At 37.7% G+C, this 17,763-nt stretch carries 16 protein-coding genes and 2 pseudogenes; 10 read left to right on the forward strand and 8 right to left on the reverse strand.

Annotation, left to right across the window (positions count from 1 at the left end; all coding sequences use genetic code 11):
* Window positions 1–96: 96 nt before the first annotated feature.
* From F908_RS07675 to F908_RS07690, 4 genes are all read right to left on the reverse strand, one after another.
* Window positions 97–1,065, reverse strand: a complete 969-nt coding sequence (locus F908_RS07675) for an IS30 family transposase (protein WP_228761473.1) — start codon at window positions 1,063–1,065, stop codon at window positions 97–99.
* A 328-nt stretch (window positions 1,066–1,393) separates the two neighbouring features.
* On the reverse strand, window positions 1,394–2,005 hold the full coding sequence (locus F908_RS07680) for an OB-fold-containig protein (protein WP_171062101.1): 612 nt from the start codon (window positions 2,003–2,005) through the stop codon (window positions 1,394–1,396).
* Window positions 2,006–2,027: 22 nt separating this feature from the next.
* Window positions 2,028–2,333, reverse strand: a complete 306-nt coding sequence (locus F908_RS07685) for a Rieske (2Fe-2S) protein (protein ID WP_087545480.1) — start codon at window positions 2,331–2,333, stop codon at window positions 2,028–2,030.
* Window positions 2,334–2,349: 16 nt separating this feature from the next.
* The gene (locus tag F908_RS07690; RefSeq protein ID WP_005160027.1) at window positions 2,350–3,363 is read right to left on the reverse strand and encodes an adenosine kinase; all 1,014 of its coding nucleotides are present in this window, start codon (window positions 3,361–3,363) and stop codon (window positions 2,350–2,352) included.
* Between the two features lie 181 nt (window positions 3,364–3,544).
* Here F908_RS07690 and F908_RS07695 point away from each other — a divergent pair, with 181 nt between their 5' ends.
* The 4 genes from F908_RS07695 to F908_RS07710 all read left to right on the forward strand — a co-directional run bounded on the left by F908_RS07695 (window position 3,545) and on the right by F908_RS07710 (window position 9,144).
* Window positions 3,545–4,324: a COG4705 family protein gene (locus tag F908_RS07695; RefSeq protein WP_005160030.1), complete on the forward strand. Its 780-nt coding sequence runs from the start codon at window positions 3,545–3,547 to the stop codon at window positions 4,322–4,324.
* 162 nt (window positions 4,325–4,486) lie between these two features.
* Window positions 4,487–7,426, forward strand: a complete 2,940-nt coding sequence (locus tag F908_RS07700) for an insulinase family protein (protein ID WP_005160037.1) — start codon at window positions 4,487–4,489, stop codon at window positions 7,424–7,426.
* A 20-nt stretch (window positions 7,427–7,446) separates the two neighbouring features.
* Window positions 7,447–8,616 carry a phospholipase A gene (locus F908_RS07705; protein WP_005160038.1) on the forward strand — a complete coding sequence of 390 codons (1,170 nt, stop codon included), beginning with the start codon at window positions 7,447–7,449 and terminating at the stop codon, window positions 8,614–8,616.
* Window positions 8,617–9,144 carry a cysteine peptidase family C39 domain-containing protein gene (locus tag F908_RS07710; protein WP_005160040.1) on the forward strand — a complete coding sequence of 176 codons (528 nt, stop codon included), beginning with the start codon at window positions 8,617–8,619 and terminating at the stop codon, window positions 9,142–9,144.
* Here the strand turns inward: F908_RS07710 and F908_RS07715 are convergent.
* From F908_RS07715 to ilvA, 3 genes are all read right to left on the reverse strand, one after another.
* Window positions 9,132–10,469, reverse strand: a complete 1,338-nt coding sequence (locus F908_RS07715; RefSeq protein WP_005160045.1) for a TrkH family potassium uptake protein — start codon at window positions 10,467–10,469, stop codon at window positions 9,132–9,134. The genes F908_RS07710 and F908_RS07715 overlap by 13 nt on opposite strands.
* Before the next feature lies 1 nt (window position 10,470).
* Window positions 10,471–11,121: a potassium channel family protein gene (locus F908_RS07720; protein ID WP_005160048.1), complete on the reverse strand. Its 651-nt coding sequence runs from the start codon at window positions 11,119–11,121 to the stop codon at window positions 10,471–10,473.
* Between the two features lie 159 nt (window positions 11,122–11,280).
* On the reverse strand, window positions 11,281–12,825 hold the full coding sequence (ilvA, locus tag F908_RS07725; protein WP_171063558.1) for a threonine ammonia-lyase, biosynthetic: 1,545 nt from the start codon (window positions 12,823–12,825) through the stop codon (window positions 11,281–11,283).
* A gap of 98 nt (window positions 12,826–12,923) precedes the next feature.
* On the opposite strand from ilvA, the gene rpiA reads away from it, so the two are divergent.
* Together rpiA and F908_RS07735 are read left to right on the forward strand one after the other, a co-directional pair.
* On the forward strand, window positions 12,924–13,595 hold the full coding sequence (rpiA, locus tag F908_RS07730) for a ribose-5-phosphate isomerase RpiA (protein ID WP_005160051.1): 672 nt from the start codon (window positions 12,924–12,926) through the stop codon (window positions 13,593–13,595).
* Window positions 13,595–14,281, forward strand: a complete 687-nt coding sequence (locus F908_RS07735) for a M48 family metallopeptidase (protein WP_005160053.1) — start codon at window positions 13,595–13,597, stop codon at window positions 14,279–14,281. The genes rpiA and F908_RS07735 overlap by 1 nt, the downstream gene beginning before the upstream one ends.
* A gap of 1 nt (window position 14,282) precedes the next feature.
* Here the strand turns inward: F908_RS07735 and F908_RS07740 are convergent.
* Window positions 14,283–14,579: pseudogene (locus tag F908_RS07740) on the reverse strand (hypothetical protein); the annotation flags it as partial.
* 248 nt (window positions 14,580–14,827) lie between these two features.
* On the opposite strand from F908_RS07740, the gene argC reads away from it, so the two are divergent.
* The 4 genes and pseudogenes from argC to F908_RS16495 form a co-directional block, all read left to right on the forward strand.
* Window positions 14,828–15,877, forward strand: a complete 1,050-nt coding sequence (gene argC, locus F908_RS07745) for an N-acetyl-gamma-glutamyl-phosphate reductase (protein ID WP_005160056.1) — start codon at window positions 14,828–14,830, stop codon at window positions 15,875–15,877.
* Window positions 15,878–15,958: 81 nt separating this feature from the next.
* The gene (locus F908_RS07750; RefSeq protein ID WP_005160059.1) at window positions 15,959–16,708 is read left to right on the forward strand and encodes a DUF6776 family protein; all 750 of its coding nucleotides are present in this window, start codon (window positions 15,959–15,961) and stop codon (window positions 16,706–16,708) included.
* 19 nt (window positions 16,709–16,727) lie between these two features.
* Window positions 16,728–17,141, forward strand: coding sequence for an ATP-dependent Clp protease adapter ClpS (gene clpS / locus F908_RS07755; protein WP_005160061.1), 414 nt, complete (start codon window positions 16,728–16,730; stop codon window positions 17,139–17,141).
* 458 nt (window positions 17,142–17,599) lie between these two features.
* Window positions 17,600–17,758 (forward strand): annotated as a pseudogene (locus F908_RS16495) (ATP-dependent Clp protease adaptor ClpS); the annotation flags it as partial.
* Between the last annotated feature and the right edge of the window lie 5 nt (window positions 17,759–17,763).

A 17,763-nucleotide genomic window follows, 5' to 3' on the forward strand; every position in this document is an offset into this window, starting at 1 on the left:
TAAACCAACTAAAATAGTATGAATATAAAAATATAATATTTACAATCACTTAAAGAGTTCATTGTGCAATTAAGTAATTTTTATAATGGGGCGAATTCAAACATGAGGTGCGACAGTTTCAAAAGCCTTATGATAATCAACAAGCTGAGCAAACTTCTCTAATGGTGTAAGCCAATCTAACGCTTTTCTAGGACGAGTATTCAGTGACATGGCAACTTGATTTAAATAATGCTGATCTGCCTGATTTAAATCAATTCCTTTAGGTAAATATTGCCTAATTAAACCATTCATATTTTCGCATGTGCCTTTTTGCCATGGTGAATGTGGGTCACAGAAATATACATCTATGCCTAAATCTTCTTCGAGTATTTTATGTTCTGACATCTCACGTCCACGGTCATAGGTCAACGTTTTACGCAGTTCTGCAGGTAAATATTTCAGAGCTTCAGTTAAAGCCTTGCGCACTGATTCTGCCTTTGCATCAGGTAATGTTGCCAAGATACAGAGCCGTGTATTTCGTTCAATAAGTGTTGCTATCGAACTTTTATTGTCTTTACCTTTAATTAAATCGGCCTCCCAATGACCCGGTATTTTTCTTTCTTGAACTTCGGCTGGGCGCTCATGAATAGTTTTAATATCCTGTAATATAGAATCTTTTTTAGGTTCACCGTTAGCTTTTCGCTTTTTATTTTCATGACGCAGACAGGATAATAAGTCTTTTTTCAACTCACCCTTTGGTAATGCTCGTATAGTTGAGTAAATCGTTGTATGGCTTACATTCATTGTTTGATCCAAATCAGGAAATGTCTTTAAACGCTTCGATATTTGCTGAGGAGACCATAAACAACGGATCGCTTCAACAATAAATCTCCAGAGAATTGAGTCGATTTTGAGTTTTCTGTGACCACGTCTACGTCTAGCGAAGGTGTTATCAGAAGCATATCGAGCTTGATAAACGTCATTGATGCTATTTCTTTTAAGTTCACGATAGATCGTACTAGGATGTCTTTTAATAAGTTCAGCAAATTTTCTGGGTGAAAAGCCTTCTTTTCTTGACTCAAGCATTAATGCAGTACGATCTTCAAAGTTAAGATGATGGTATGACAATTTTATATACTCCATAAACCCTTTAAATTAATTAGGTGGTTTATGTCGCACTTCAAGTTTTACTCTGCCTGGATTCTGCGCAAAACCTAGTGTATTTGTAGAGTCTGGTTTAAAAATATGTGAAATATCATCCTTCATTTTAGTCTGAAAGTTAGATCAATAAGTTGATAGAAATGGAAGAGGTGATTACACGTTTTTTACTTTTTCTTTATGTAACAAATTGTAATTTTAATAATGAATGAAAAAAATTCTAATCGCTTCAATTAGATTTCAACGGATTTTGGGTTCAGTCTGCGGTAAATAGTTTATTTGAAATAGAGATTTTTTTAGCAATATAGTATGAATTGGATTTCTGACTGATCAACAACACTTGAGATTGTAACTCTAATTCACCATATTCTGGCTCTACTTGTACATAATACAGTTGACCAAATTCATTGCGAACACGTGCTTGTGCAGAGAAGCCTGGACGTGCATTTCCCGTTGAGATTGTTGCTAAACGACCCACTAAGTTAATGTGAGTATGTGTGACTTTAGGTTTAATCACTTGGTCAAGACAATTAATCATAAACACTGTAAAAAAGATGTCGATAATCAAAGCAGGAACAAAAAGATAGTAAGGCGAGATAAAGTAGTGTTGTAAAGCAAAAAATGAAAGCTCTAGAAAATAACCTGCAAAACTAAAATTGATGAGTAAAAATACAAATATTAAGTATTTAGAAAATTTTACATCTAATAGCGGTGAATTTAATAACCACTCTGGTGTCATTTTCTTTACGAGATGACTTGGACGTAACCCAATAAAAATACCAATTGTTTCTGCAATGCTGAGCAAAATCAAAGCAACTACGCTCATGTGAAATGGCATAAGGTAGTAATTTAAAAAAAACTCAGTCATCGCAGAATTCATGATTTAGGTATTAGTCAATATAAATACCACCATCAGAGTGTACTTCCAAATTTACTTTTTCAAGGAATTCACCTAGACATGGTCCTGAAATACATTCACCAGTTTCTACTGAGAATAATGCTCCATGAGTTGAGCATTGGATATACTCACGATCCTGATCTAAAAATTGATTTTCTAAATACTCAAGTTCAGTTTGCAAATGTGGGCAAACATTTTGATAAGCGTAAAAGCTACCATCTTTCTGAGTAATAAAGATTGTTGTTCCTTTCATGGTGTCATATGCACGAGACTCACGATCTGGAACTTCTTCAGTCATGCAAATCTTTTCCATTTTAAGCATATTCCTGTTGAGAATTTTTAAATTGTTCAAATAATTTGGCATAGTTTTCAACGGCTAAGCGTGGACCAAATTGTGCAACAACTTCACTAGAAATTAAAATAGCCAGTTGAGCCGCAGCTTTTAAAGTTAAACCAGCGTTAATGGCATATAAGAATGCACCAGCAAAAGCATCGCCAGCACCGTTAGTATCAACGGCATGAACTTCACGACCAGCAACGTGGAATTGTTGTTCAGGGTCAATGATGACTGCGCCATTTGCGCCTTGAGTGATGACAATATGTTGATTCTTTGATTTTAAAACTTCAATAGCTGCATCAAGTGTTTCAGTATTACTGAACATTAGCGCTTCTTGTTCATTACAGAATAACAAGTCAACGCCGTCATCTAAGAGTTCTTCTAGGCCTTGACGTGCATATTGCACCATTGCAGGATCAGACAATGAGAGGGCGATTTTAACGCCATGTGCTTTGGCAAGTTCACGTGCTTGTTTAACCGCGACACGAGCAGTATCACTTGTCGATAAGTATCCTTCGATATAGAGCCATTTTGCAGCTTTCAACGGTTCAAAATCGATTTGTTCAGCAGTTAATTCAGCGGTAATGCCTAGATAGGTATGCATGGTACGTTCTGAATCAGGACTGATCAGTACCATACAAGTTCCTGTTACGCCTTCACTGATTGATTGGGTTGTGGTCTGGATACCAGCATCATTTAAACCATTCAGATAAATTGAACCAAGTTCGTCGTTACCTACACGGCATCCATAAAAAGCTGTACCACCTAGAGCACTGAATGCAACAGTTGTGTTTGCAGCCGACCCACCACTTGCTTGACCTTTATAGTTTTGGGTGTCTTGTAATTCTTGATATAAAGCAGCCTGAGTTTCACCATCGGTCAACTGCATTGTGCCTTTTTGCAAAGCTTGCTGTGTTAAAAACTCATTTGAGACTTTAAATTCTTGGTCAATCAGCGCATTACCAATTGCAAAAAGATCAACAGTTGTCATGTTTGTCATCACATTAAAAAATCAAAAAGCAAAGTTTACACTAATGCTCTGGATTACAGTAGTTTGTTGGAAAAATTAGCGTAGTTCTAAATAGTTAATTGTTGCGTTGATCTGTTTTAATTTTTATTTAAGCGGACCAATCAAGAATAAAAATATTTAATGAACAAGGAGCCGAAATTCTATGGCGATACTTCAGGCGACAACTTCCAGTTCACATGAACTTTTGTCAAAAGTTCCACAAGTCACAGCTTTATTCTGGGTGACTAAAATTTTTGCCACAACATTTGGAGAGACGGCTGGAGATGCTGTTTCCATGTCACTCAATCTAGGTTATTTGATTAGCACTTTTATTTTTGCTTTCATTTTTATTGCGTTGGTTATTTTTCAGATTCGTGCAAAAACGTACCAACCATTTCTATACTGGTTCACGATCATTGCGAGTACAACAGTTGGAACGACATTGGCTGACTTTATGGATCGGTCTTTGGGGATTGGTTATATCGGTGGCAGTTCATTATTATTGTTGTTGGTCTTGTTGTCTTTATGGGTATGGAACACATCTGAAGGTAATATTTCACCAGATACTATCAATAATGTTCGTACCGAATGGTTTTATTGGATCACAATCACTTTTTCACAAACACTCGGAACAGCTTTGGGTGATTGGTCTGCTGATACTGCTGGTTTGGGTTATACAGGTGGAATTGCTTTATTTTCTGGATTGATTTTATTGCTTGTTGCTCTGCACTTTTTAACACGAGTATCGAAAACCTTATTATTCTGGGCTGCTTTTGTATTGACTCGTCCATTGGGCGCCGTAGTTGGAGATTTTTTGGACAAGCCACTCAGTTCTGGAGGGCTGGACTTGAGCCGTTTTACAGCTTCTATCGTATTGTTGGTGATTATCCTTGGGTGTGTATATTGGTCGAAACACAAGCACACTCGCTTAAATCCAACGTAAACATTTTTATATTCGATGAAATCACAGAGAAAAAATGCGTTGAATTTTGGTTGGCGCATTTTTCTACAAAAACATACCAATTTACATGGATATCCATGTGTATTCTTCGGTAGACTCTCTATATTAAATTAGTGTTATTTAAATAGATAAATTGGAGATCACATGACTGTAGATGTTACTGAAAGCATTACTCAAACCATTCATCCCGCGTTTCAGCTATTACGTCAACACCATGTAGAAGCACTCGATATTCAAGTTTCAGAATATAAGCATAAAGTAACTGGTGCTGTTCACTACCATTTGGCCACAAATCACGATGAAAATGTATTTTTGGTGGCATTTAGAACTCAACCGATGGATTCTAAAGGAACAGCTCATATTTTAGAGCATACAGCTTTATGTGGTTCTGAAAAATTTCCTGTACGCGACCCATTCTTTTTAATGATTCGCCGTTCATTAAATACCTTTATGAATGCATTCACAGCAGCAGATTGGACAGCTTATCCATTTGCGACACAGAATAAAAAAGATTTTCAGAATTTATTGTCAGTGTATTTAGATGCTGCATTCGCTGCAAATTTGAATCCTTTAGATTTTGCTCAAGAAGGGATTCGAATTGAATTAGAGAATGATCAAGCCGTTTATAAAGGTGTGGTGTTCAATGAAATGAAAGGAGCGATGAGTTCACCTACAGATCAGCTCTATCACCAATTGGCACATCATTTATTCCCTGAAACGACCTATCACTATAATTCAGGTGGTGATCCTAAAGACATTCCTGATTTAACCTACGAACAGCTTGTTGATTTTTATAAAACACATTATCACCCAAGTAATGCAGTCTTTATGACTTTTGGTAATCAAACTGCCTATGATTTACAGGAGCAGTTTGAAAAATTAGCATTAAATAAGTTTTCTCAGGGTACAACATTATATTCAAAACCTGAAAAACGTTTATTGGCACCAATAGAAGTGACTGAAAGCTATGCAGTTGATAGCGAAGACTTAAAAGATAAAACTTATCATGTGATGTCATGGTTACTCCCTGAAACCAGTGACATTAAATTACGTTTAGGTATGCGTTTAGTAGAAGGGATTTTATTAGAAAATTCAGCGTCGCCATTGCGTCATTATTTAGAAACTTGTGGTTATGCACAGTCAACGGGTCCATTGATGGGAGTTGATGATAGTAACTTCGAAATGACGTTCTATTGTGGCGTACAAGGCTCGAATGAAGAACATGCTGAAACATTTAAAAATGGTGTTTTAGATATTTTGAAAGAGGCTGCTTCAAAACCAATTGACCGTGATTTGGTTGATGCGATTTTACATCAAATTGAATTGCATCAACGTGAGATCAATGGTGATGGTACGCCTTATGGTTTAAGCCTTATTTTGAATGGTCTAGGTAGTGCAATTCACCATAATGATCCAATCCATGTTTGGGATGTGGATTCTGCAATTGAGCAAGTGAAAGAAGAATTGAAAGATCCAATGTGGTTGTCTAATTTAATTCAAACTCATTTGTTAGATAATCCGCATCGTGTACAAATGACCTTAGTGCCAGATGCGACCAAATCAGTAAAAGAGCAACAGGCTGAGCAAGCACGTTTGGCTGAAATTACTGCTAATTTGACAGAAGATCAAAAAATTGAAATTCAGCAAAAAACTGAAGCATTAAAACAACGTCAAGACACAGCTGATGATCTTGAGTTACTTCCTAAAGTTGGTTTGGAAGATGTGCCTGCGGATTTGCATATTGTTCAAGGTCAATTGCGTGAGATTATCTGTAATGGTCTGGATACACCATTAAATCTTTATCATGCAGGTACCAATGGTATTTACTATCAACAAGTTTTGATTCAGATTCCAGACGAAATCGTACAGTCGCCTTATTTCAACTTACTTTCTATCTTGATGGGTGAGGTTGGTGCAGGTGAGCATGATTATTTAGAATTCCAACAAATCCAAACGGCTGTAAGTGGCGGTTTGGGAATGGGAGCGTCTTTACGTAGCAAAGTGGATGATAAAGATCGAATTAGTGCTTGGTTGACGTTGACGACTAAATCATTGACTCAAAAGTTAGATTCTATTCAGTTGTTGAAACTTGCCTTTGAGCAGCTTCGTTTTGATGAAAAAGATCGCATTATCGAATTATTGCAACAACGAAAAACCCGTTGGCAGTCACGCTTGTCAGGTTCTGGACATAGTTATGCAATGCAAATTGCTTCTCGTCAAATGAGTGCATTAGCTCGACGTGACTATCATAATACTGGTTTAGGCGCATTGAATTGGCTTACTCACTTGGTCAATAAGATTGATCAGGATGATACGGCTTATGAAGCTTTAATCGCTGAATTACAGGCAATTCATCGTAAGTTATTACAAGCACCTAAACAGTTTTTATTGGTTTGCGAAGAACATCAGTCTGATCGTTTAGTTGAAGAGATTCAAAACGTTTGGGATAAACTGGCTGTTGATAAATCACCTGTAAGCCTAACCGAAGTTGAACACGTCAATACAGAAAATGATGAAGCATGGCTCATTCAGACCAATGTACAGTTCTGTGCTTCCGCCTATCAGGCGGTTGATGTTGCTCATGCAGATGCAGCACCATTGATGGTATTGGCTGCGTATTTACGTAATGGTTTCTTACATAGTGCCATTCGTGAAAAAGGTGGAGCGTATGGTGGTGGAGCCAGTTATGATGGCAATGCCTGCTCATTCCGTTTCTATAGCTACCGTGATCCACGATTGGCGGAAACATTTAATGATTTTGAAGCCAGTGTGCAATGGTTGCTGAATACTGAACAACAGCCACATCAGCTTGAAGAGGCGATTTTAGGTCTGGTTGCAAGTATGGATAAGCCTGGCTCACCTGCTGGTGAAGCAATTACAGCGTGTTATGCATTGCTGCATGCCCGCACACCGAAATTCCGTAAAATGCTACGTGAACGCCTGTTGAATATAACTCTGGAAGATTTAAACCGTGTGGCAAAACAGTATCTGGTGGAACAAAAGCCTGTGAAGGCAGTGGTTGCGCCATTTGCTAAGCGTGAAGAGTTACAGAAACTTGGCTTTAATATTCAACAAGTAAATTAAAAGAAAAATTGGAGACATTTATGGCGTTCAAATCATTTGAACGTGGTCATCTTGAACTAAGTATAGTCGCTATACTTGGTTCTTTTGCTACGTCTGGTGTAAATGCTCAGGTAACTACACCTGCTAGTCCAGCAACTGTTGATGCTTGTGTTGCCTTGGCTTCTAGTGCAGAGCGTTTAGCATGTTATGACAGCCTTTTTAAGGCGCCGACCATTATTCCAATACAAGTTCAGACAGATGCCGCACCTGTGGTCACAGCCGCTGTGCCTGTGGTCGAGTCGAATGAACCAGACAAACCTGAATCTTTAAAAGACAAGGTGGTTCAAAAAGTCAGTGAGCTACATTTGTTGGGTGCTGCGCCTAAGTTTGATCCGAATGTTTCCTTGTTGGACCGCCGTTGGGAGTTGTCGGAAGAAAGTAAGTTGGGCGTATGGAATATTCGTGCCTATCAACCCGTTTATTTACTGCCAGTGTTCTGGACTAGTGACAAGAATGAATTTCCAAGCAGTCCAAATCCACAAAACACTGTCAAGGATAAACAGGAATTAACCTCTAGTGAGGCAAAGTTCCAGATTTCCTTTAAGACCAAGGCGTGGGAAAACATTCTGGGTAATAATGGCGATTTATGGGTGGGTTATACCCAGTCTTCACGTTGGCAGGTTTACAACTCTGAGGAATCACGTCCATTTCGTGAGACCAATTATGAACCTGAGGCAAGTTTAATATTTAGAACCAATTATGAAATTTTAGGTCTAAACGCACGTTTGCTCGGGGTTACCCTAAACCATCAATCCAATGGTCGTTCTGATCCATTGTCGCGTAGCTGGAATCGGGTGATTTTTAATCTGGGTTTTGAAAAAGACAACTTTGCTTTGATGCTTCGCCCTTGGTATCGCATTGAGGAAGAAGCAAAGGATGATAATAATCCTGATATTAAGGATTATATTGGTCGTGGTGATTTAACCGCATTTTATCGCAAGGGAGAAAATGACTTTTCTCTTATGCTACGCCATTCCCTTAAAGGTGGTGATAAATCACATGGCGCGGTGCAGTTTGACTGGGCATTTCCAATCAAGGGCAAGCTACGTGGTCATTTACAACTCTTTGATGGATATGGTGAGAGCTTGATCGATTATAACCATCGTGCGACCTATGCGGGTTTAGGCGTTTCTTTGATGAATTGGTATTAAATGAGTTTAAATATTCCTGAGTCATTGTTGCAGCTTGAAGCAAATTGTGGCGTATTCGCACTTTGGTTGATCTTGAAGCAATATCATACACATATTGATATTGCTGACTTGATTCAATTATGTGGTCATGACCAAGACGAAGGAACGTTCACCATTGCATTAGCCGTTGCACTGAAAAAATTAGATTTTGCTGTCTCTTTTTATACTGATCCCGATCCAAATATCGATGAAAAAGAGAAACAAAGTTATGTTGATGCACAACGTCTTAATATTCCGATTCACGTTGCTTTAACGTATGCAGAGATTCAAAATGCTTTTGAAAATGGTAAGTTTGTCATCGTTTTCTATGACACTTTACTGGGCGTAGGGAACCAATCCTTGATTTATTCAATAGACGAACAAGAGATTAGTTTCTGTGATCATTTTGAAGCGATGTCAAAAAGTATGTTTGAACAACAACGCCAAGCCGATGGAATTTGTCGGCAGGTGATTGTGGTTGAGCAATATTCAGAGTTTTATCCGATCTGAATATTGGCATTTGCATGTTTCAAACGACTTTTCTTTGGTGTAGCAATCAGGTAGGCGAGTGTTAATGGCCCAAGTCGACCTGTGTACATCAGTAAGCTCAAAACAAATAAGCTACCATCATGCAATTCACCTGTAACACCACGAGATAAACCAACAGTGCATGCAGCCGAAACAACCTCAAACATAAGATCTAAAACATCCAGTTTAGGTTCAAGTAAGAAAATTGTGAAACAGCCGATAAACACTAACATACCTGTAATTGCTGTCACGGCAAGCGCTTTATAGGTGGTTTCCTGCGAAACTGAATGATTGAAAATACGAATTTCTTCATTACGCCGTAGAAATGAAATCACACACAACAGCAATATTACAAAAGTACCAACTTTAATACCACCTGCGGTACTCAGTGAACCGCCACCAATAAACATCAATAGCATCGTGAGCAGTGTTGTACTGTGTTCCATCGACCCTGTATCAATAGTATTGAATCCCGATGAACGAGGTACTGTCGCTTGGAACCAAGCATTCATGGCTTGTTCACCAATATTCATTGAACCTAAAGTAAGTGGATTGTTGGCTTCTAAAAGCCAAATCAAAATAAAAGCCACAATATTTAGTGTTGCGATTGCACTGAGGATTAGCTTGCTATTCGGTGTAAGTTTATTCCAACGTTTATTTTGTTTAACGTCAATTAAAACAAGAAAACCAATTCCACCTAACGTATATAGCGTACTAATGGTTAAACAGATAAGATAATGACCTTGGAAATTTATTAAGCTGTTATTGAATAGCGAAAAACCCGCATTGTTGAATGCAGAAATACTGTAGAAAATTGAATAATATAATCCACGGTCAAAGCCATAAATAGGTATAAAAGAAGTACTTAAGATAATAGCGCCAATCAGTTCAAAAAAAAGTGTATAAATCACCACACCTTTTGCCACAAAGGTAACTTTAGATAAGCTGGTTTGACCTAAGCTATCTTGTGCCATCATTTGTTGTTTGAGCCCGAGTTTAGGCGCTAGACTTAAGGCTGCCAAAATAGCAAAAGTCATAAAACCCAAACCACCTGTTTGGATTAATAAAAGAATAATAACTTGCCCAAGATGATTAAAAGACTCATTTAAATTCACTACAGATAAACCTGTAATGGTTACAGCCGATGTTGCTGTAAATACGGCATCCATCCAGCTCAAATTGCCTTTATTGGCGATAGGGAGTTTGAGTAATAGTGTTCCAATGATAATAAAACTTAGAAACCCAATCGCTAATAAGGAGGGTGGACTTAAGTTAAAAATTTTTTGAGTATTTATTTTTATCGTCATTTTATACAAAACATCCTGAGAGCTTTCGGAGATGGCTGAGCGAGCCTTCTAAAATAAGTACGTCTCCAGCCTGTAGAGTAAAATTCACATCGGTTTCATATAGAATCTGTTGATCACGTTTAAGTAATAAAAGTTTGATATTGGGTTCTTGTTTTAAGATGCCCGATAAATTCACATGATTCAGCTTTGCTTGTACTGGAACTTTGACAATATAACGATCATCATCCAAAGCCATATAACGGCTAACCATGGGATAATTTAACGCTTGAGCAACCCGTACACCCATATCTTCTTCAGGGTGAATAATTTTACTGACGTTTAAATGGGAGAGGATAGTGTGGTGGGCTTTAGTTTTGGCTTTAACGAGGATTTTATCCACCCCTAAATTTTTTAGATTTAAAACACAAAGAATACTGGCTTCAATATCTTCACCAATCGCGACCACGACGGCATCACAATTTTGGATATTCAGTTCTTCTAATACATGTTCATCGGTTGCATCTGCAATCACGGCATGGGTAATGCGATCAGCTAAGCTCTCTACATTTCGTTTAATGGTGTCGATCCCAATCACATCATGATTGAGTTTGGTCAGTTCTAAGGCAACAGTTGCTCCAAAACTACCTAAACCAATGACTGCAAACTGTGCCATAACTGTCCTTAACTAAATGATAAAAATGTCTTTTTATTCATTTTAAGGTGGATTAATTGATCTGTTTGTAATGATTTTGTTTGCGATCACATATAAAAGATCAAAATCATTGGGTAAAAATAAAGCCGACATGATGTCGGCTTTAAATGATGAGGTGATTTATTTAAGGAAACGTTTATAACCAGTATTGTCACTGATTTCAGCATATGGATAAGTAATTTTCTCTAAAGTTTCGATCAAACCATCTGGATTTTGTTTTGCATCAGTTGCTTGTAAACCGACTAAAACACGACCTTCGGCTGCACCATGATTACGATAATGGAATAGGGTAATGTTATGCGTTGGACCTAGACGCTCCAAGAAAGTCAGTAGGGCACCTGGGCGCTCTGGAAATTCAACACGGAACAAGCGTTCATTTTCAAGATTGGCGTGACCACCAATTAAGTAACGAATATGCAGTTTTGCAACTTCATCATCGGATAAATCATCGACATCATATTGTTGCTTGAGTAATTCATGGATTTCGTGACGTTCAACTTCGCCACCTTTCAAGCTAATCCCAACAAATACTTGAGCTTGGCTATCATCACTGGCACGATAGTTAAACTCAGTAATATTACGACCTTGTAGAGCACGGCAGAAATTAAGAAATGCACCTTTCTGCTCAGGAATTGTGACGGCATAGATTGCTTCTTTACGTTCACCCAATTCAGTACGTTCAGCAATATAACGGAGACGATCAAAGTTCATGTTTGCACCGCAAACAATTGAAACCATGTTCTTTCCAGTGAGCTGGTGTTCGGTAACGTATTTTTTGATACCTGCCAAAGCCATCGCACCAGAAGGCTCGACAATACTACGATTTTCATCATAGGTATCTTTGATCGCGGCACAGATTTCATCGGTATTGACCGTAACAATTGTTGGATCAACAATTGGACCAGAATTATCTGACTTAGATAAGCGGATCATTTCAAAAGGCAATTCACCAATTTGAGCAACGGCTGTACCATCCGCAAATAAACCCACATGTGGCAGAATCACGCGTTCATTAGATTCAAGAGCAGCTTTTAGGCACGCAGATTCTTCATATTCAACACCAATGACTTTGACATGTGGTGCAACTTCACCAAGATAGGCTGCAACACCCGCAATGAGCCCGCCACCACCGACAGCAACGAAAACATATTCAACATCACGCCATTGGCGCAATAATTCATTGGCAATCGTTCCTTGACCAGCAATCACGAGTTCATCGTCATAAGGTGGGATAAAAACTAATCCTTCATCTTCTGCACGTTGTTTGGCATATTTATTGGCAACATCAAAACTATCGCCGTGTAAAACAACCTGTCCACCTAAGTTTTTAACCGCTTGTACTTTGATGTCAGGGGTCGTGCTTGGCATGACAATAATGGCTGGAATGCCTAATTTTTTTCCAGAGAGTGCAACACCTTGTGCATGGTTACCTGCTGATGCGCAAATCACACCTCGATCGAGTTGATCTTTAGGAAGTTGGCTAATCCTGTTGTAAGCACCGCGTAGCTTGAAAGAGAATACAGGTTGTAAATCTTCACGTTTAAATCGAATGTTATTGTTAATTTTTTGACTAATTCGTGGAGCTGCTTCAAGCGGTGTTTCAATCGCAACGTCATAAACCGTTGCTTGTAAAATTTGTCGTACCACACGAGACAGCATGTTCATCTTCCCTATAACAGTTTAAAATAGGCAATCATTGTAGCAAACCCCTGTGCATTTGCGCTGTTTTCTTGCAGCAAATGTCAAAATAGTTGAGTGAAGTCATGAGTCTATATGCAACCCAAGATGAAAAAAAACAAGCTGCGGCAAAAGCAGCTTTGAAACATTTGCCTAAAGGCGGCATTTTGGGCGTAGGAACTGGAAGTACTGTTAATTTTTTAATTGATCTATTACCAGAGTTGCAATTGGAAGCAGCCGTAGCAAGTTCTAATGCAACAGCTGAACGTCTTAAAAAATTAGGTATCGAAGTGGTTGATATGAACTCGGTAGGTGGTTTGGATGCCTATGTCGATGGTGCAGATGAAATTGACCGTCATATGCATATGATTAAAGGGGGCGGTGCTGCATTAACTCGTGAAAAAATCGTTGCTTCTATTGCTAAGAAATTTGTATGTATCGTTGATGATTCTAAATGGGTGGATCAATTAGGACGTGATTTTCCACTTCCTATCGAAGTAATTCCAATGGCGCGTTCTGCAGTTGCACGTAAAATCGTAGCTTTAGGTGGTGATCCTGTTTATCGCGAAGGTGTTGTTACTGATAATGGTAACGTTATCTTAGATGTTTTTAATTTAAATATTTTGAACGCACTTGATTTAGAGAAAACGATCAACAATATTCCAGGTGTGGTAACCAATGGAATTTTTGCTTTGAATGCAGCTAGTATTGCGATTGTTGCAACCAATAATGGTATTGAAGAACGTACGGCACAGTAATGCAATCAGTTTCGCTTGAAACACAATTGCCTGAAATTAAAGTAGTTCGACATGCAAGAGCGAGAAATTTGCGTTTGCGTGTTGAACCTACAGGTATTCGTTTAACAGTCCCTATCTTTTGTACAAAGCGGCAGATTCAGCAATTTCTGCAACAGTCTGAACAATGGTTATTAGAGACATGGAGCAAGCAACAAGAACAATTTAATCAGACTATAAATTTTCCTGAACAACTTGTTTTATTTTATCATTTGCAACCATTTCAAATTATTCAGCAACAGCAACGTCATATTTTTAAATTTAACTGGGAACAACATATTTTATTTATTCGAAATGAAAGCCCTGAATTAGCCTTAAAAGCTGCTGTATTAGTATATGCGAAACAGTTTTTACCAGAATATTTAAACTTAATAAGTGAGCAGACGGGCTTACAATATGGCGAATGCACGGTGAGAAAGCCAAAGACACGTTGGGGAAGTTGTAGTTCAAAACATGACATTATGCTTAACGCGGGATTAGTATTAATGCCGATGCATAATGTACGATCAGTGTGTATACATGAATTAGCACATACGAAGTATTTTGATCATAGTGCAGCATTTTGGGGTGAAGTAGCGAAGTATGATGAAAGTTATATCGAAAATCGCAGGCAATTAAAAAGTATTCAATTGCCTGCGTGGTGGTACTAAATCAAATAAAACTACATTCAAGTTGGGTTGTTTGTAGTTGATCTGGTGCCTTGCGAGTATCTAGACCTGCACTAGCACTTACTACTTGATTTCCATTTAATTTTATTTGAATAAACTTGTACTTTTGTAAAGTAAAGTCGATGTCAGTAGAACTACTATTGAGTAGGTAATCTTGACCTGTATTATTTATCAGCATTAAATTATCAGTACTATCGCCATCAAGTTTTGAAGTGAAGATTTGAGTACCTTTTTGTAGTTCTAAAACACCGTTAGCTCTGATATTTAGTTTGCAATCGTTATAAAACAATTTGACAGAACTTTTACACTGTTTTTAATGTTATAGCGACCAGTTAAGTGAAAAATAAGTTGTTAAATTTACATTTTTGTTTTTAGAAATTTTTATATTTTTACTAACTTTAGCTAGATACAAAATCAATTCCTCAAGTTGTAACTTAGAAATGCTATATAACTTATAGGGTTATGGATTGTGGAAATGGCGTCAAACTGCCATACTACAACCAGTATTTATAGTTTGAGGTAGAGCACGTGATTTCTGTTGGCATCGTCGGTGGAACTGGATATACAGGCGTCGAATTATTACGTCTTTTATTAAGGCATCCACAAGCCCAAGTACGTGTTTTAACATCTCGAACTGAAGCAGGAAAACGTGTTGCAGATATGTTTCCAAGCTTAAGAGGGCATACAGATTTAGCGTTCTCCGATCTTGACCTAGATGCATTAAAGCAGTGTGATGTTGTTTTTTTTGCAACGCCACATGGAGTTGCAATGCAACATGCTGAAGAGTTGATAGCTTCTAATGTTAAAGTAATTGATCTTGCTGCAGATTTTCGATTGCAAAATCTATCTGAATTTGAAAAATGGTACGGCATGCAACATAGCTGTCCAGATGTATTAGTCGATTCAGTGTATGGTTTAACTGAACTAAATCGTGAAAAAATTAGAACAGCTCAAGTGATTGGTAATCCTGGTTGTTACCCTACAACAGTACAGTTGGGTTTAGCTCCTTTACTAAAAGCTTCAGAAAAATTGATCAATCCGCAAAGTATTATCATCGATGCAAAGTCTGGTGTATCTGGCGCAGGTCGCAAAGCTAGTTTAGGCATGATTTATAGTGAAAATGCTGATAATTTTAAAGCTTATGGTGTCGCTGGACATCGTCATCATCCAGAAATTGTTGAAGCTTTAGAAAACATTTCGGGTGAAAAGGGACAATTTAATCATCTTATTTTTGTTCCACATCTTGTACCGATGATTCGTGGTATGTTGAGTACAATATATGTCGATTTAACTGAGCAAGCTCAGAATATAGATTTACAAGCATTGTATGAGCGTTTCTATGAAAATGAACGTTTTGTTGATGTAATGCCAGCAAATAGTTCGCCTGAAACACGTAGTGTGCGCGGTGCAAATGAGCTACGTATTGCTTTATATCAACCTCAACCGAATAAATTAATTATATTAGTTGCGCAAGATAATTTAGTGAAAGGTGCAGCCGGTCAAGCGATTCAAAATATGAATTTAATGTTCAATTTTGATGAGGCTGCGGGTTTAGAAGGCATTGGTTTATTACCATAAAAAACGCTTTTTTACTTCACACACATTTAAATTTGGATTTAAATGTGTGCTTTGATGTAAATCATAACGATAGAGATGATGATGGAAAACGCTGAACCGACTACTTCACCAGAAAGTTCCGTTAAAAAAAATAAATTCCTCAAGACGAATTTGCCCTTAGTGATTGCTGCTACATTACTGATTGGTAGTAGTTTTATGTTGGGTTATACTGTTGGGCATCGTCAAGGTTTGACTGTTGTTGGTTATGATGCAGATGCTGAACAACTTGTTGATGTTCTACAAAAGCAAAAAGCCACTTTGGATTCTGTTAGTAAGAGTTTAAATGCTGCTGTTCAAGAACGTGATATTGCGGTTAGTAATGCTGATGAGTTATTTAAAGGTATTAATCAAGCTAATGCTGATAAAACTCAGTTTGAAAGTATGAACGCCATTTATCGTGAAATTTTAAGACAGCGTGGTGGTGTTAGCTTAACTGTACAAAATTTAGCGATTAAATCTTTACCCGAAAATGCTTTTGAATATCAACTGGACTTGGTTCAAGTAAGCCCAAATAAACGTCGAGCTGTTGGTAGTGTTGAGTTAAGATTAATTAAAGATACTGAAGTTTTGGTTGTGCCATTAGAAGATGCCAATTTTAATTTCGATGATTTTGAACGGTTGACTGGGCGCTGGACCATGCCTAAAGGTTTCACACCTCAGTTTATTGAAGTTCGCTTATCTGGTTCAGCTACACCAGTGATTAAACGCTTTAGTTGGCAACGTGGTCAACCTGTTGATGTGAGTTCTGCTTTTGTATCAGAAATTCCTCAAGCTGAAGCAAATGCCCAATAAAATTTAGTAAGAACTGGATATGCGAAGATATAAACGTCAAATGAATTTAAGTGAAGTGAAAAATGCCTTTCATCAATCTGGATATGTCGATTGGCACTTAAATCCACGTTTAAGTGACTCGCAAGAGGATCATGATGGCGAAGTCATTGTTCAGACAGCACCACCTGAATTAAAAAAACCGCCACTATACGCTGTTGTTTTACTGAATGATGATTACACACCGATGGATTTTGTTATTGAGGTACTACAAAGTTATTTTGGAATGAATCTTGATCAAGCAAGTCAGGTGATGTTGACAGTTCATTATGAAGGCAAAGGAACAGCAGGTATTTATCCACGTGATATTGCAGAAACAAAAGCGAATCAAGTGAATAACTTTGCACGATCTCAAGGCCATCCATTATTGTGTCAGATCGAACCTGAGCAGCGTTAAAAAAAGCGAAGCTTTTTAGCTGCGCAAGACGAGCAACTGTGTTGGGAGTGAAAGCGTTAAAAAAGCAAAGCTTTGTTCCGAGCGCAAAACGAGCAACTTTGTTGCGAGTAACAGTGTTAAAAAAGCAATGCACTTGCGTCATATATGGCTCATGAGCTAAGAGTGAAAGCGTAAAAAAGCTGCTGAATATCACTTTCAGTAACCATATCTCGCGAATGGGTCTTTAGAAAACAAGGCTATCTTTCGATATGTGATTTAAGCGGTAAATTAAGACATATATTGTTTTGTGCTAAAAATATGAATCAATATACTGACAATCTTTATATTCAACCTATACATGATTTGTTAGGTTTTAACTAAGATCATAGCATATTAAAATTTCTCATAGGTTGAATACGCTTTCATAAATAAAGAATAGATTTGCTGTCTTTTTGAGCGACTAGGTAAGTCTTATTCTCTTTGTAATCGAAATTTTACAACAATACTTTGTTTTGAATCTTGACCAAGATACTCAAGTAATGCTAACTGTAGATTATGAAGTAAAGTGTTATTGTAAACGTATACTAGATAACGCTTTAAAGCCTCAGACAAACCAAGTTAATACCAGCTTATTCTAATATTA

The organism is Acinetobacter sp. NIPH 284 (assembly GCF_000369425.1).
Classification (GTDB): Bacteria; Pseudomonadota; Gammaproteobacteria; order Pseudomonadales; family Moraxellaceae; genus Acinetobacter.